Source organism: Pseudomonas sp. GM33, assembly GCF_000282295.1.
In the GTDB taxonomy this organism is placed as follows: domain Bacteria; phylum Pseudomonadota; class Gammaproteobacteria; order Pseudomonadales; family Pseudomonadaceae; genus Aquipseudomonas; species Aquipseudomonas laurylsulfatiphila.
The window spans coordinates 49,581-65,965 of record NZ_AKJO01000119.1 but is presented as its reverse complement, the minus strand read 5'-3'; the positions used below and the strand labels follow the sequence as shown (position 1 = coordinate 65,965).

General features: G+C 62.1%; 12 protein-coding genes and 1 pseudogene. 5 read left to right on the top strand and 8 right to left on the bottom strand.

The features are described 5' to 3' along the window. Both PMI26_RS07730 and PMI26_RS07735 read left to right on the top strand, forming a co-directional pair. Positions 1–1,634: pseudogene (locus PMI26_RS07730) on the top strand (hypothetical protein); the annotation flags it as partial. An 82-nt stretch (positions 1,635–1,716) separates the two neighbouring features. Beyond that, positions 1,717–3,552, top strand: coding sequence for an O-linked N-acetylglucosamine transferase, SPINDLY family protein (locus PMI26_RS07735; protein ID WP_007977387.1), 1,836 nt, complete (start codon positions 1,717–1,719; stop codon positions 3,550–3,552). Positions 3,553–3,697: 145 nt separating this feature from the next. Here the strand turns inward: PMI26_RS07735 and PMI26_RS07740 are convergent, their stop codons facing one another. The 7 genes from PMI26_RS07740 to PMI26_RS07770 form a co-directional block, all read right to left on the bottom strand. Next, on the bottom strand, positions 3,698–5,026 hold the full coding sequence (locus PMI26_RS07740; RefSeq protein ID WP_007977375.1) for a TolC family outer membrane protein: 1,329 nt from the start codon (positions 5,024–5,026) through the stop codon (positions 3,698–3,700). Further along, positions 5,023–6,357: an HlyD family type I secretion periplasmic adaptor subunit gene (locus tag PMI26_RS07745; protein ID WP_007977374.1), complete on the bottom strand. Its 1,335-nt coding sequence runs from the start codon at positions 6,355–6,357 to the stop codon at positions 5,023–5,025. Before PMI26_RS07745 ends, PMI26_RS07740 begins: the two co-directional genes overlap by 4 nt. A gap of 7 nt (positions 6,358–6,364) precedes the next feature. Next, entirely contained in the window at positions 6,365–8,086 is a 1,722-nt protein-coding gene (locus tag PMI26_RS07750) for a type I secretion system permease/ATPase (RefSeq protein WP_007977373.1), read from the bottom strand. Between the two features lie 320 nt (positions 8,087–8,406). Next, a complete protein-coding gene (locus PMI26_RS07755) occupies positions 8,407–9,570 on the bottom strand; it encodes a DUF4350 domain-containing protein (protein ID WP_007977372.1) in 1,164 nt (387 codons plus the stop codon). Further along, positions 9,567–11,111 (bottom strand): DUF4129 domain-containing protein, encoded by a 1,545-nt coding sequence (locus PMI26_RS07760; protein ID WP_007977371.1) that lies wholly within the window; start codon positions 11,109–11,111, stop codon positions 9,567–9,569. Before PMI26_RS07760 ends, PMI26_RS07755 begins: the two co-directional genes overlap by 4 nt. Beyond that, the gene (locus PMI26_RS07765; RefSeq protein WP_007977370.1) at positions 11,098–12,075 is read right to left on the bottom strand and encodes a stage II sporulation protein M; all 978 of its coding nucleotides are present in this window, start codon (positions 12,073–12,075) and stop codon (positions 11,098–11,100) included. Before PMI26_RS07765 ends, PMI26_RS07760 begins: the two co-directional genes overlap by 14 nt. Next, positions 12,072–12,797: an RDD family protein gene (locus PMI26_RS07770; protein WP_007977369.1), complete on the bottom strand. Its 726-nt coding sequence runs from the start codon at positions 12,795–12,797 to the stop codon at positions 12,072–12,074. Before PMI26_RS07770 ends, PMI26_RS07765 begins: the two co-directional genes overlap by 4 nt. Before the next feature lie 199 nt (positions 12,798–12,996). On the opposite strand from PMI26_RS07770, the gene sbcB reads away from it, so the two are divergent. Next, a complete protein-coding gene (gene sbcB / locus PMI26_RS07775) occupies positions 12,997–14,427 on the top strand; it encodes an exodeoxyribonuclease I (protein ID WP_007977368.1) in 1,431 nt (476 codons plus the stop codon). 100 nt (positions 14,428–14,527) lie between these two features. On the opposite strand, the gene mvaT is transcribed toward sbcB, so the two are convergent. Next, positions 14,528–14,905, bottom strand: coding sequence for a histone-like nucleoid-structuring protein MvaT (mvaT, locus tag PMI26_RS07780; protein ID WP_007933316.1), 378 nt, complete (start codon positions 14,903–14,905; stop codon positions 14,528–14,530). Positions 14,906–15,241: 336 nt separating this feature from the next. On the opposite strand from mvaT, the gene purU reads away from it, so the two are divergent. Both purU and PMI26_RS07790 read left to right on the top strand, forming a co-directional pair. Then, complete coding sequence (gene purU, locus PMI26_RS07785; RefSeq protein ID WP_007977367.1) at positions 15,242–16,090, top strand: formyltetrahydrofolate deformylase; 849 nt, start codon at positions 15,242–15,244, stop codon at positions 16,088–16,090. Between the two features lie 86 nt (positions 16,091–16,176). Further along, on the top strand, positions 16,177–16,371 hold the full coding sequence (locus tag PMI26_RS07790) for a hypothetical protein (protein WP_007977366.1): 195 nt from the start codon (positions 16,177–16,179) through the stop codon (positions 16,369–16,371). Positions 16,372–16,385 lie beyond the last annotated feature (14 nt).

Below are 16,385 nucleotides of genomic sequence, written 5' to 3'. Positions count from 1 at the left end.
CGCAAGTGGCGGCCATCGAAACTGCCGATATCGGTGCGCTGACTTCTGCTCAACTGGTAGCGTTGACCACGGCCCAGGTCGCTGCACTGACCACGGCCGAGGTGGCGGCCCTCAAGGCGACCCAGATCAGCGCTCTGCAGACTGTCGATGTGGCTGCCCTGACCACCGCCCAGGTGGTGGCGTTGACCACGGCCCAGGTGGCGGCCTTGACCACCGCGCAAGCGGCGGCCCTGACCACCACGCAAGTGGCGGCACTTGAAACCGCGGACATTGCCGCGCTGACAGTGAGCGACACTGCAAGCCTGACCACCGCGCAGGCCGCTGCCCTGACCACCGCCCAGGTGGTGGCCCTGACCACCGCCCAGGTGGCGGGCTTGACCACCGCCCAGGTTGCAGCCCTGACCACCACGCAAGTGGCGGCCATCGAGACTGCGGATATCGGTGCGCTGACTTCAGCCCAACTGGTAGCGTTGACCACTGCCCAGGTGGCGGCCCTGACCACGGCGCAGATCGCGGCCCTCAAGCCGACCCAGATCAGCGCCTTGGAAACCGCCGATATAGCGGCCCTGACCACGGCGCAGATCGTGGCGATCGAAACCACCGACATGGCGGCGTTGACCACGGCGCAAGTCGCGGCGCTGACCACGGCGCAAGCCGTAGTCCTGACCACGGCGCAACTGTCGCACCTGTCTATGGCCCAGGTTGATTCGTTCACCACGGCGCAACTGCAGGCAATGAGCGCCACCCAGATCGACGCGCTGGCCCTGTCCACGCCGCTGGTCCTGGACCTCAACGGCGATGGCGTACAGACCACTCACCTGAGCAATGGCGTCAAGTTCGACCTCAATGCCGACGGCCACAAGGAAGCCACCGGCTGGACCGCTGGCGGTGACGGCCTGCTGGCGCTTGACCTCAATGGCGATGGCCAGGTCAACGATGGCTCCGAGCTGTTCGGTTCCTCGTTCCGTCTGCCGGACGGTTCGTTGGCCAAGGACGGCTTCGAGGCCCTCGTCAGCCTGGACAGCAACCATGATGGCGCGGTCAACGGGGCGGACCAGCTGTTCGCGGCGCTGCAAGTCTGGGTCGATGGGAACAACGATGGCGTCAGTGAGAAGGGCGAGATGCACACCCTCAAGGAGCTGGGCATCACCCAGTTCAACCTGGATGTGGCCAAGACCGCCGAGCTCAACCATGGCAACCTGATCGGTCTCGACAGCAGCTTCGAAACCAGCGATGGCCAGAGCCATACGATCGCCGACGTCTGGTTCCGCACCGACGGCAATGGCAATCAGTCCCTGGACCTGACCAAGCTGGATTCGCCGGCAGTCGAAGCTCACTCCCTGGGTGCCATCGATCTGGCGGCCGATGGCGGCAAGGCCAGCGTACTGACCGTCGATGCCGAGGCTGTCGCCAAGCTCGGCCAGGCTGGCCAAGTGGATGTGGCCAGCGGTGCCGCAGCACCGGTGCAGATGATCGTCAACGGTGACCACAACGACACAGTCAACATCACTGGCGACAGTGGTCAGTGGCAGGCGGCGGGGACCACCACGGTCGATGGCGCCAGCTACAACGTGTTCAACGACGGCGACGTCCAGTTGTTGGTCGCAACCGACGTGCAGACTTGGATTCACTGAGTTTCAGTGGTAAACCTTGACTGATCCGATACCGGGCTCGAAAGAGCTCGGTATTTTTTTATTGGAAGAGAACTTCGTGCAAATGCTTAGACAGAATCTTGAGAGCCCGAACCTCGATGTCGTGCTGGCCGCAGCCCTGCAGCTGGCCGAGGGTATCGCTCTGGAACCGATGAAGTTGCTCGAAACCGCAGACCGACTCAATGGCGCACAGCGCGTCAAAGATGTCGCGACGCTCTACCAGCGCTGGTTGCAGCACTGCCATTCGTCGGTCAATTACATTATCCAGTTCAACCTGGGGGCCACGCTGTCGCAACTGGGGCAGATCGAGGCCGCAGAGGCAGCCTATCGCGCCGCCATTGCCCAGAACCCGGAATTCGCCCAGGCGTGGTTCAACCTGGGGACGCTGCTGGAGCGTCAGCACAAACCGCAGGAGGCCCTGGCCATCTGGCAGTCGATGCTCGATGACCGCATGGTCGACGCCACGCAAAGTCGCGAGCTGTACCTGATGACCTGCAACAACCTGGGCCGCCTGTACGAGGAAACCCGGCAGTTGCAGAAATCCGAAGCCATCCTGCGCACCAGCCTGGATGCCGACCCGAATCAACCCAAGGTGATTCAGCACTGGGTGCACTTGCGCCAGAAGCAATGCGTCTGGCCGGTCTATGAGCCACCGGCAGGCTTGACCCGTGGCGATCTGCTCAAGGCGTCTTCGCCCCTGGCACTGCTCGCCGGCAGCGATGACCCCGGCCTGCAACTGGCCGCCGCGGTGCACTTCGTCAAGGAACGGGTCAATGTACGGGTACCCGCCCTGGCTTCGGCCCAGGGCTATGGCCACCAGAAGTTGCGCATTGGCTTCCTGTCTTCGGACTTCTGCCTGCACGCGGTGTCGTTGCTGACGGTGGAGCTGTTCGAGCTGATCGATCGGCAGCGTTTCGAGGTGTACGGTTTTTGCTGGAGCCGCGAAGACGGTTCGGCCCTGCGCGAGCGGGTCAGGCAGGCCATGGATCACTTCGTGCGCATCGATGCCATGGACGATGCCACTGCCGCGCAATGCATCCGCAACCATGAAATCGATATCCTCATCGACCTGCACGGGCTGACGTCCGGGGCCCGGCCGGACATTCCGGCATACCGCCCGGCTGCGGTGCAGATGACCTACCTGGGCTTTCCCGGGTCGACCGGCTTGCCGGGCATCGATTATGTGATCGCCGATCGCTACCTGATCCCCGACAGCGAGAAGGCGTACTACAGTGAAACACCGCTGTACCTGGCGCAGATCTACCAGTGCAGCGACCGCCAGCGACCCGTTGCGGCGTTGCCGACCCGCGCCGAGTGCGGCTTGCCGCAAGAGCGTTTCGTGTTTTGCTCGTTCAACAACAACTACAAGTTCAATGAAGAAGTGTTCGACTGCTGGATGCGGATCCTGCAGCGCGCCCCCGACAGTGTGTTGTGGCTGCTGGCCGACAACCAATGGGCCCAGGAAAACCTCTGCGCCAGGGCCCAGGCGCATGGCGTGGACCCGGCACGCTTGCTGTTCGCCCCGCGGGTTGCACCGGAGCAATACCTGGCCCGCTACAGTGTCGCGGATCTGTTTCTCGACGCGTATCCGTTCAACGCCGGGACCACGGCCAACGATGCCCTGTGGATGGGGCTGCCGGTACTGACCCGCTCGGGCCGCACTTTTGCCTCGCGCATGGCTGGCAGCCTGCTGACTGCGCTGGACCTGCCGGAGCTGATCACTACCACGCTGGCCGAGTACGAAGAGCGTGCCGTCGAACTGGCGACCCGGGCGGACCTGTTGCCCGGTTTGCGTGAGCGTCTGCACCGGGGCCGCGAGCACTCGGCGCTGTTCGACACACCGCGCTTCGTCAGGGATTTCGAGGACGCGATCAGCAGTGTGGCGCCTGGCCGGGTCTGATGCTGTCGCTGTCCTCTGTAGGAGCGAGCTCGCTCGCGATGGACTTGAGAGCGCCGCGTTCAGTCAGTAAACACGCGTTATCGTTTACGACCATCGCGAGCAAGCTCGCTCCTACAGTTAATCAGTCGATCAGTCGATCAGTTGATCAGAACAACCCCTGGACCTTTTCCAGCTCGTTGCGGGTCATCTGGCCGGTGCGGGTGTGCAGGTTGACGTAGCTTTGCAGCATCGCCAGCTTGGTATCGAGCAGGTCACGCTTGGAGGAGAACAGGCGCTGTTGGGCGTCGAGGATGTCGACCGTCGAGCGCACGCCGGCCTCATAGCCTTTTTCCGCGGACTTCAGGGCGGTCTGGCTGGAGCGCACGGCCGTCACCAGGGCCTTGATCTTCTCGAAGCCCGCCACCACCCCCAGGTAGTTGAGCTCGAGGTCCTCGTTCATTTGCTGGAGCTGGACCTCATACCCGGATCGGGCACTCTCCAGGGCAGCGCGGGCCTTTTCCGAAGAAGCGCTGACCCCGCCGCCCTGGTACAGCGGGATATCGATGACGACGCCCACGTAGTATGTCGACTGGCGCTGGGACGTTTCGTTGATGTCACTCTGGCCGACCTGCGCCAGCCGGCCGCTCAGCGCCACGGTCGGGTAGTGCCCGGCCTTCTGCTGGTTGAGGTTGGCTTCGGCCACTTTGATCGAAGCACGGCTGATGCCCAGTGCCGACGCGGCCTGGTCGGCCTTGATCAGCCAGTAGTCGAGGTCCTGCTCGGGGGTAAGCAAGGCGGCGGCCGGTGCCTGCTCCTGCATCTGCGGGATCTCGCTGACGGTAATCCCGGCGCGACCCGCCAGCTTGCGCAGGGCCGCACGATGCTGGGCCTGCAACTGGATTTCCTGGGCGCGGATGGAATCGAGCCGGGCTTGCGCTTCTTCAAGGTCGGTGATGCTGCCTTCACCGGCTTCGAACAGGCGCCGGGATTGCTTGGCCAGTTCTTCGACCGAGGCTTTCTGCTGGATCGTCAGCTTGAGTTCGTTTTCCACCTGGGCGAGATCGAAATAGGCCTGCACCACGCGATCGAACAGCTGCTGGTCGGCGCCTTCGTGCTGGACTTCGCCCAACTGCCCACGCGCCTTGGCCTGCTCGTAGGAGGCCCAGCGGCCTTTGTCGAACAGCGGCTGGATAACCGACAGGGCAACGCTGTCGGAAGTGTATTGATCGTTCTGGTTATTGGCGCGGGACTGCTTTTCGAACTCTCCGCCCTTGCCGTAGCGCGAGTTGATGGCGACCTGCGGCAGCAAGCCACTGCGGCCGATGGCCTCTTCCTGGCGCGATGCCTCGAAGTCATGGTTGGCAACCTGGTAGGTCGCATCGTTGAGTCGCGAGGCGTCGTAGAGGGCGACCAGTGACAACGGCGCTTCAGCCGCCAGCAGCCGGCACGAGCAGAACACGGAGAGTAGCAAGGCGATGCGTACGGACACGGTCATTCTTCCTTGAAAGCCCCGGCCATACGCTCGGTCACCGGCTGCATCAAGTAATTGGCAAGGGTGCGTTCGCCGGTCTTGACCAGTACTTCGGCCTGCATGCCTGGCTTGACATCCAGGCCCAGCTCGCGCAGATGGATGATCGCCTCGGGGCTGACCGAGACCTCCACCGAAAAGTAGGGCGAACCGGTGTGTTCGTCGATCAACTGGTCGGCCGACACCGTGAGCACCTTGCCGACGATCACCGGGGTGTGGACCCGTTGCAACGAACCGAAACGCAGATCGACCGGCAGCTCCGGCTTGAGCCGGTCGGCCATCATCGGCGGGAATTGCGCCTTGACCACCCAGCTGGAGCCTTGCGGGACAATGTCCATCAGGCGCTGGCCCGCGGGTGCGACGCCGCCGACGGTGTGCACGGTCATGCCCATCACCTGGCCGGCGACAGGCGCAACGATGGCGGCACTGTTGACTTCGAATTCCAATGACTTGATCTGGTCGATCAGGCTCGAGGTCTGCGCCACGACCTGGGTCAATTGCGACTCGGCGTCGCTGCGAAAGACCTGCCCCTGTTGCAGCGCCTTGAGCTCGCTTTCATTGATCGCCTGGCGCGTGCGGCCGATATCGGAAACGCTCGAGGCCAATTGGGCGCCCAACTGCGCCGCACTGCTTTCCGCTTCGAACAGCCGGTTGCGTGGCAGATAACCTTCACGGGCCAGTTCCCGCAGCCCCTTGAGCGCCTGCTCCTGGAATTGCAGCTGTACGGCGTGGTTGCGCTTGATCTCTTCGAAGCCCTGGAGCTGTTCTTTGAGCGAGGCTATTTCGTGCCGGCTGATTTGCATGCGGCTGGCCAGTTCGGCACGGCGGGTGGCGAACAGATAGCCTTGCAGCTCCATCGCCGCGACGGCGCGCGGGTCACCGGCACGGGCCAGCAATGCTTCGGACCACTTCACCGTGTCGCGGTTCAGGCGTTCGGCCGTCAGCCGGTCCTCGACGGCGCGGGCGCCGAGCCACTGGCCCAGGGCGACATCCAGTTGCGACTTGGCCTGGACGGTGTTGAGCTGCATCACCACTTGCCCCTGCTGCACCCGGTCGCCTTCACGTACCAGGATGCTGTCGATCGTGCCGCCATTGCGCGACTGCACGGTCTTGCGCTCGCCGGAAACCACCACGGTGCCGCTACCGACTACGCCGCGGTCAAGTGGTGCCAGGCAGGCCCAGAGCAGGAACCCGCCCAGGCTCAGGAGCAAAAACCACACGCCGATCCTGGCAATGCCCGCAGCATCCGCATCGGGCTTGTTCTCGGGGGGCGAAATGTCGCTCGAACTGGGTTGCATTGACGCCTCAGGCTTCTTGATTGCGGGGTTCGACGGCTTTTGCCGGTGTCGCAGGCACCAGGGTCTTGAGCACCTGGTCACGCGGGCCGAACAGGGTTTGTACGCCGTCCTTGAGGAACAACAGCTTGTCGACCGCGCCGAGAATGCTCGGCCTGTGGGTGACCAGCACCACGGTGCAGCCTTCGGCCTTGAGCTTGCGCACGGCCTGCACCAGCGCCGCTTCACCGGCATCGTCGAGGTTGGAGTTGGGCTCGTCGAGCACCACCAGCGCCGGTTGGCCATACAACGCGCGGGCCAGGCCGATGCGCTGCTTCTGGCCGCCGGACAACCCCAGTCCGCCGGTCCCGAGCAGGGTGTCATAGCCTTTGGGGAAGTGCAGGATCATCTCGTTGATACCGGCCAGTTGCGCCGCTGCGATGACCTTGCCTGGGTCCACCTCGCCGAAGCGCGCGATGTTTTCGGCGATGCTGCCATCGAACAGCTCGATGTCCTGGGGCAGGTAACCCAGGTGCGGGCCGAGGGCCGCACGCGACCACTGGCCGATCTCGGCACTGTCCAGGCGTACCGAGCCCTGCCTGGCGGTCCAGATGCCGACCATGGCGCGCGCCAGGGAGGACTTGCCCGATGCGCTCGGACCGATGATCGCCAGTACTTCGCCCTTGGCCAGGCTGATGGTCACGCCGTTGACTGCGGGCTTATGCATGCCCGGCGGGGTGATCACCAGGCGGTCGATGCTCAGGGCCCCGGTCGGTGCCGGCAGGGGCATGCCTGGCGCGGCCTTGGGGAATTCGTTGAGCAGGCGGTTCAAGCGTTCGTAGCTGCTCTTGGCGTTCCCCATCTGCTTCCACGAACCGATCAGCGCCTCGGCCGGCGCCATGGCTCGTCCCAGCAATACCGACACGGCGATCATCACCCCGGCGGAAATCTGGTTCTCGATCACCAGGATGGCCCCCAGGCCAAGGGCCAGCGATTGCCAGGTCATGCGCACAAAGCGTGACAGCGCAGCGATCCGCGAGCTGCGGTCGCTGGCCTCGCCCTGCTCGGTAATGACCCGCTGCTGTACGTTGAACCAGCGCTGGCGCAAGGGCGCGAGCATGCCCATCGCCTGAATCACCTCGGCGTTCTGCAAGGTGCTGTTCACATAGCTGGAAGACGCCACGGACAAACGGTTGGCTTCGCTCATGCTTTTGCGGGTGGTCAGCTCGTTCCAGACGCCCAGCCCGGCAAGGATCAGCGAGCCGATGACCGTGAACACCCCAAGCCAGGGATGGAACAGGAACGTCGCGATGACATAGATCGGCAGCCACGGCGCATCGAAGATGGCAATCAGCGCCGGACCGGTGACGAACTGCCGGATGCTGTTCAAATCGCTCAGCACCTGGGCCGGGTTGGCGCTGTGCTCCTTCAGGCTGCGCTCGAACGCCGCATCGAACACTCGCTCGCCCAACTGAGTGTCCAGGCCGGCGCTCATTTTGATCATCACCTGGCCGCGCACCCACTCCAGCACACAGCCGAGGGCAAAGAACCCGAGCAGGATCAGGCTCAGCATCAACAGCGTGGTTTCATTGCGGCTGGTCAGGACGCGGTCGAAAACCTGCATCATGTAGATGGACGGGACCAGCATCAGCAGGTTGATCACCCCGCTGAACAGAGCCAACACGCCGAACAGTCGACGATAACGTAGCAGCGCGGCATCGATATCTCGCTGGGGATCTAGGAAGAGTCGCATAAAGTCCGAAAGATGAAAAAACATTGGGAAAGACGACGGTTATGTTGATGCCCGGGTGCATTGCGCGGCGGCGATGCTAGCACTTTGCCCCTGGTTAATGAACTGCTTGAAGCCAGTCGGCACCTCTATTCCATCGGCTTGAAGGAGGCGATCTTGAGTGGGTTTTCGATGAGCCGACGAGCAGTCACCAGGCAGGCTTGATGCGGGCATGGGCAAGCCCGCTTCATGCGCTGAGCAAGTCGCCTCCGGAGCGCGTCGAATCGCCCCTGATTCTCCAGGCACCTTGAAAAATCACTGCGTAATGCTTTCCAAGTACCCGTTCATAAAGCGTTCCTCAGGGATTGCAGGTGGGCGACCTGACGGCTGAATTCAACGCTGGAAAGCCGTTGGTTCGGACGCGGGCTCATGGCCTGGCTGATAGCGCGTGTGGGTTGGCCGGTCAGGCGTGCGAGCAGCAACCATTGTTCGGCGACGGCGAGTTGTTCAAAGCCGGGATGGCGACGTCGCACGCGCCGCAGGATGTCCTGCTGCAAGGCTTGCAACAGGCCGGCTTGACCGTTGCGGCGCAGCAGGAAGTCGGCACTGGCGCGCAGGTGCTCCTGCAGTTGCCGGCGTGCTTTCGGTGCCGGCTCCAGCAACGGCCCCTGACGCACGCCAAAGTGCCAGAAACCCAGGCCGATCAAGGCGAACAACGCGGCCAGCGCCTGGGGGAAATAACGCAGCAGCAAGGTCGGCAGGCTGTCGTGATCGGTGTTGAAGATCAGCGTCACGCGGGTGTCGGCGGTCAGGTACCAGAGCAGCCAGGCGTTGTCGTACTGTTCGATGGCCGGGGTTTTCCACAGGTCGGCATCAGTGACCACGATGATCGAGCCGAGTCCGTAATCGAGTTGCATCATGTGCGTTGCCCTGGCGCTGTTGGCCCAGGCCTGGGCGAGGTTTTTCGGGTCTTCGAGGTGGAAGGCGGTATCGAAACCGGCATAGGCCGGGGCGTCTTCGTCTTCCAGATAGAGCTTGGTCAGTTGTGGGTAAGGATCGTCACCGATATCCGGTGGCGGCGCCTTGAGGTCTTTGCTCAAGAACTGGCGCAGCTGTACCCGGTCAAGCAGCAGGTCATTGCTGTGGCCGAGTTTTTCATCCCACAACGACTCGGCGACGAACAACAGCCGCCCGCCGGCCCGGGTCCAGTTCATCACCTGGTCGATCTGCTGTGGCGTCATGTTGTAGCGGTCCCCGAGCAACAACAGGCTGTGTCGATGCGGATCGAGGCTGGGGAGGATGTCCAGGCCGTTGGCGTGATCGACGCTCAGGCCTTGCCGGCGCAGGAACAGTTGCGCCGCCAGATAAGGGTTGGCCCTGGCTTCGGGAGAAGGGCCGTGGTCGATTTCGACTTGATAGGGGGTTGCCTTGAGGTACAGATAAAGACCCAGCGCAGCCAGCAGCACGGCGAGCAGTGCAATGGCGATCGTGCCCCGGCGCCGACTCAATGGAACGCTTCCGGGTCGAACAACACGCGCCAGCCGTCACACAGTTCCTGTCGCACCTGTTCGGGGGGCAGGCGGTGACCGTAGGCCATGCCTTGCCAGTGCCCGGTCAGGTTTTTGCTGTAGGCCAGCAAGGCCGGTTGCTGTAATTGCTCGATGCGCTGCAGCACCTGTCCTTCGGTGTCGGCGGCCTCGAGCGCGATGTTGAAATCGTGCGACAGGCGGCTGAGCAGGGCGCGATAGAGCAAGCCCAGGGCTTCGCGCGGATGGCTTTGCCAGAGGCTTTCGGCGCGGGCGGCAATGTCGGCGGGCAGGGACTCGGGCTTGAGGTCCAGGCCAAACGCCTGCTGCGGCAAGGGGCGCACGGCTTTGACGTCGAGGGTCGGTCGCCGGCTGACGAACGCCTGCACCCAGTCGCGATAGCGCCAGATCAACAGGCCGACAGCACCGATGACGATGCCCCACAGCGCGATTTCAATCAGGTTCGCCAAGGCTCTGAAGTGCTGTCCCTCAAACAGCTGCAACAGAGACTTCAACCATTGCGGTGTCTGCCCGTCGCCCGACGCTTGCGCGCCCGGCGGGTCTTCGCTGAAGCGATAGCGTGTCACCGCTTCCCGGTTCTTGAAGGGTGGCTGTTCGAGGATCGTCTTGATGCCGTCCCTGGCGACCTGAGTGTTCAGGGGCTGGTCCAGCAGGCGCGGGCTGTCGGGTGAAATGGCCGGTTCGGCGGCCCACACGCTGTGTGCAGGTGACATCAGCAACATCACGGCGATCAACAGCACGCCGCTTGCACTGATCAGACGCTGGCGCATCCGGCGGAACACCAGTTCGATATCCCAGGCCTCCAGCACGGTGCGTCGGTTCAAATAAAGGCTGAAACCGCAGGCGACATAGATCGGTTCCCAGACCACCAGCACCAGTGCATAAAACAGGTTGGTCAGGTGTTCCAGCCAGCGCCAGTCCTGGGTGGCCGCAGAGATCAGCGACTGCCAGCTCCAGTCCAGCGCGACCTGTTGTGGCAGCAGCAGATAGAACAACACCATCAAGCCGATCCACAGCGCGCCTTCCAGGTGCGCGCCGATGATCGTCAGCCAGCGTGCGGCACCGGCGTCCCGCTGCAACAGCACCTCTAAACGCTGCTGGCGCTGTTGTCCGTCGAGGCCTTCGAGTTGCGCCACCGGCATCACGAAACTGCGCTGCAGACTCAGGCGTCGCCAGGTCAGGCTGGCCAGCAATTGCCCTTTGAGCAGTCGCGGCCATTGCCGCAGGGCCTGCTTGAGCGTGGGGGGTTCGCCAAACATGGCTTTGGACAAGATGTACAAGGGCAGGCGGTCGAATGCCGGTTTCAACCACCAGAAAATCAACACGGCGAGAGACGGTGAGTCCCAGAGCCCCCAACTGAGCAACGCGAACAGCGGCAACGTGAGCAACGCCCAACTGGTCATCAGCAAGCGTCGGTGGCGTTGGCTCAGGAGCACGCCGAGGTCCATGGCTTCCCAGGTCGAGCGCGGGCGAATGACCACGCTGGCGTCATTCAGGCGCATGGCGGCGACGTCCGGCGAATACGAGATAAACCACCACCAGCAACCAGAGCGCCGCGCCGACCAGGTACTTGGTCTGGGGCGACGGGCGAGTCATCGATGACCAGTAGGCTTCGATAAACGCCGCGATCAACAGGAACAGCATGACTCCGCAGATCAGCAGCACGCTCTTGCGCGCTGCCAATCGCAAGGACTCGGCACGGGGCAGGCGCCCCGGGGCGACCAACGCCCAGCCCAGCTTCAGACCGGCGGCGCCTGCCAGGGCGATGGCGCTGAGTTCGAAAGCGCCATGGCCGATCACGAATGACCAGAAGGTCTGCCCGTAGCCGACGTAGGTCAGGTGCCCGGCCACCGCACCGATCATCAGACCGTTGTAAATCAGGAAGAACACACTGCCCAGGCCGAACAGCAAACCGCTGGCGAAGGTCTGAAAGGCAATGCCGATGTTGTGCATGATGTAGTAACCGAACATCACCCAGTCTTCACTGGCGGCCCGTTCCGCCGTGCGCCCGAGGTGACCGGCAACGGGGTCGTACATGCTTTGCATTTCGCTGACCTGTTCGGCGGGGATCAGGTTGTAGATCAGGTCCGGGGACAGGTACACCAGCACCGCGAAACCGGCCAGGCTGACAAAGAACATCAGGCTGGCGGCGAGCACGAAGCGCCACTGTTCGCGCACCAGGCGCGGGAAATCCGCGAGGATGAAAGCCAGCGCATTGGCCCCCAGGCGGCTGCGGTGACGGTAAAGCTGTTGATGCCCGCGCAGCACCTGTTGCTGCAACGAGTCGATCAGAAAACTGCTGTAGCCACGCTCCCGTGCCAGTGCCAGGTGTTGGCACAGGCGTCGGTAGTCCTTCGGGAAACTGCCGGCGTCGGTGATCTTGCCGTCCCGTTCCAATTGCTCGAGCAGCCCGCAGAAACGGTCCCACTCGGCTTTGTGCCGACGTTCGAAAAGGCTTTGTTTCATGTCGGCCCCAACAAGCCGCGGGCGATGCCGTTGAGCTCGGTCACCGCCTGCGCGGCCGGGACGTGCAAGGGTTGGGCGAGAATGGCGGCCAGTTCATCGGCCCGCGCCCGGGAGAGTTCGCCCTGGCGCTCGGCAAACCCGAGGATGGCCCGTTGCTCGCTGAGCGTCAGGGCAAATGTCGTGCGACGGGGTTGGGCTTCGGGGAGTTCGGGGCGGGTGTGCGAGTGTTCGCGGTAGATCACCAGGGTCCCGGCGGCGATATCGCCAAGGCGCTTGAAGTGGGGGTGTTGCAGGCAGCTGATGGCCCCGAGGAAGTAACCGAAGGGCAACAGGTCGACAACGCGCAGCAGGTTGCGCAGCAGCGAAGCGGACCAGCCGACCGGGGTGCCATCGTCGTGCACCACCCGCAGTCCCATCCATTGCTTGCCCGGCGAGCGCCCCTGGTTGAGCACCTCGAACAGCACCATGTACCACCAGCTCACCCCGAACAGCAGGATCGACCCGAGCCCGGCGCCCAATTTGCCGAGCATCGCCAGCGCAATGAACAGCACACCAAGGACCAGGCCGCGCAAAGCAAGATCGATGGCGAACGCCAGCGCACGAACCATCAACCCGGCCGGGCGCAGTGGCAGGTCGACGCCCTCCGGCGTTTCGACCTGGTACCGCGTATCCAGTGGCGGTGACAGCGGCGCATTCCCTGGCAGTGCTGTGGTCTCGAGCATGGGTAACCTGACGATGTGGTCTGGATCGGGATTCTCTGTCTATCCGATGCTAGCAGCCTATTCGAGGGGCGGGGGCGCCGGAAAACGACATAACCCTGTATTGCATGGCGAGCCGCGCAAGGTGCTTGAATGACAGACTGCTGGCCGTGGCGGGAGGTGAACGCCTAGACTTTGCCGATCTTCAGTTCAGGAATCGCCCGTGACCTCCATCTTCTGGTACGACTACGAAACCACTGGCATCAATCCCCGTTGCGACCGTCCGTTGCAAATGGCCGGCCTGCGCACCGACTTCGATCTCAATGAAATCGACGAGCCGGTCAATCTTTACTGCCAGCCCAGCGACGACATCCTGCCGCATCCGGCCGCTTGTGCGATCACGGGAATCACGCCCGGGCAACTGCAGGCGCAGGGCTTGAGCGAAGCCGATTTCATGACACGGGTGCATGCCCAGCTCGCGGCACCGGGCACCTGTGGCGCGGGGTACAACACGCTGCGTTTCGATGACGAGATGACGCGCTACAGCCTGTACCGAAACTTTTTCGATCCTTATGCGCGGGAATGGCAGGGTGGCAACAGCCGCTGGGACCTGATCGATGTGGTGCGCGCCGCTTATGCCTTGCGCCCCGATGGCCTGCAATGGCCAACGGACGACGAAGGGCGGGTCACGCTCAAACTCGAGCGCCTGACCGCGGCCAATGGCATCGATCATGGCAATGCCCACGAAGCGCTGTCGGACGTTCGCGCGACGATTGCCCTGGCGCGCCTCATTCGGGAAAAACAGCCAAAGCTCTACGCCTGGCTGTTTCAACTGCGCAGCAAGCAAAAAGTCATGGACCAGATACGCCTGTTGCAACCGCTGGTGCATGTTTCCGGGCGCTTTTCGGCGGCGCGCAGCTATGTGGGGGTGGTGTTGCCGCTGGCCTGGCACCCACGCAACAAGAACGCCCTGATCGTCTGTGACCTGCACCTCGATCCCCAGGGCCTGCTCGACCTGGATGCCGAAAGTTTGCGTCAGCGCTTGTATACCCGCCACGACGAACTGGCCGAGGGGGAGTTGCCGGTGCCGTTGAAGTTGATTCACATCAACAAGTGCCCGGTAGTGGCCCCGTTGTCGGTACTTCGCCAGGAGGATCAGCAGCGCCTGGGGCTGGATATGGCGCTGTATCAGCAGCGGGTGTTGCGGCTAAATGACGCGCGGAAAGTTTGGCTGGATAAAGTCCTGGCGATTTATGCCCGCGAAGATTTTTCCCAGAGCCAGGATCCGGAGCAACAGTTATACGATGGATTCATCGGTGATCGGGATCGGCGTTTGTGCGAACAAGTCAGAACCGTTGACCCGATGCAGTTGGCACAAGAGCAGTGGCCTTTCGATGACGAACGCTTGCCTGAATTATTGTTTCGATATCGCGCACGCAACTTTCCCGATACGTTGAATGCCGAGGAGCAAGAGCGCTGGCGAATATTCTGTCAGAAGCGTTTGTCAGACCCCGGATGGGGGGCGCCAAATACCCTCGAAAGTTTTGTAGAGGCCGCGGCCCAATTGAGCGTTAGTGCCTCTGCGTTTCAGCAGGGGGTGCTCGGTGAGTGGCAGGATTATGTCCAGGGACTGCGTCAGCGTTTGCATCTTTGAAATCGAACCTGCCGGTGCTTAAACACCGCGCATAAAAAAACGCCAGCATTTGCTGGCGTTCTTTTTTTGTCACGGATCCGTCTGCGACAAGCTCTGAGGCTTAGCCCAGCAGGGTCGCCCAGCCTTCTACCACGTCGCCGCCCCACTTGGCTTTCCACTCTTTCAGAGTCTTGTGGTTGCCACCTTTGGTTTCGATGACTTCGCCGTTGTGCGGGTTTTTGTATTGTTTAACTTTGCGAGCACGCTTGGTGCCGGTAGTTTTCACTGCGCCGCCGCGTGGTGCCTTGGTTTTCGACTCTGGATCCAACAGCGCGATGATGTCACGCAGGGACTTGGAGTATTCACCCATCAAGGTGCGCAGTTTGCCTTCGAATTCCAGCTCGGTTTGCAGTTTGTCGTCTTGGGACAGGTTCTTCAAACGGGCTTGCAGCTCTTTGATAGCTTCTTCGGTGGCGCGATATTCGTTGATCAAGGACATGGGAACTACCTTATGTTGTGCGCTGGATGGCAGGTGACAGTGCGGCAATAATAGTCACGGTGTTTCATCAAGTAAACATTTAAGCCCACTTTATTTAATTTAATTGCTGTGTCTTGGGCGCACATTGGTAATTCCGTTATTAGTGTGATCCACGTCCGTCGGATATACATAATTTAACAAAAGCCCGGCACCGCTAGAGCATCCGGACGAACCGGCACGGGTGTTGTCCCTCCAGCCGCACCGACCTTCCGGCAGGGTAAATCGTCAACAATACTGCAGTTTTGCTGCGCAATCGCTAGAATGGCGGCCTTTGCGAAGTTCTGGAGTTTCCCCCTCATGCGCACTTTTCGTCTGGTGATTTCTTGCCCGGACCGTGTTGGCATCGTTGCCAAAGTCAGTAACTTTCTGGCATCACACAACGGTTGGATCACTGAAGCGAGCCATCACTCGGACAATCTCAGTGGCTGGTTCTTCATGCGTCACGAAATCCGTGCCGACTCCCTGCCATTTGGTATCGAAGCGTTGCGCGAAGCCTTTGCCCCGATCGCCGAAGAGTTCTCGATGGACTGGCGCATCACCGATACCGAACAAAAGAAGCGTGTCGTGCTGATGGCCAGTCGCGAGTCGCACTGTCTGGCGGACTTGCTGCATCGCTGGCACAGCGATGAACTGGACTGCGAAATCTCCTGCGTGATTTCCAACCATGATGACTTGCGCAGCATGGTGGAGTGGCACGGCATTCCGTATTACCACGTCCCGGTCAATCCCCAGGACAAGCAGCCGGCTTTCGCCGAGGTATCGCGCCTGGTCAAACAGCACGACGCCGAAGTGGTGGTGCTGGCCCGCTACATGCAGATCCTGCCGCCCGAGTTGTGCAGCGAATATGCGCACAAGGTGATCAACATTCACCACAGCTTCCTGCCGTCGTTCGTCGGTGCCAAGCCGTATCACCAGGCCTCCCTGCGCGGTGTGAAGCTGATCGGCGCGACCTGCCACTATGTGACCGAAGAGCTGGATGCCGGCCCGATCATCGAGCAGGACGTGGTGCGTGTCAGCCACAGCGACAGCATTGAAGACATGGTGCGTTTCGGCCGCGATGTCGAGAAGATGGTACTGGCCCGTGGTCTGCGTTATCACCTGGAAGACCGGGTGCTGGTGCACGGCAACAAAACCGTCGTCTTCTGATAGACGCACGACGCGGTTGAAATTCGAAGGGCCTGGGCGTTCAATCGCTCCAGGCCCTTCGCCGTTTCTGCACCGAGGACATGACCATGGCCGATCCACTGGACAAAGCCACATCCAAGGCTCCCGCCACGCTGGGCGAGGGTTGCCTGAGCCGCTACGACCCGGATGACATGGGGCCTGAAGACGGTACGGAGTTTCCGGGGGCGGCTGAGTTGTGGGAGCAGCTGCAGCAGGAGTCTGACGGATTAAAAAGATCGCAGCCTGCGGCAGCTCCTACATGACACGCATTCTCCCT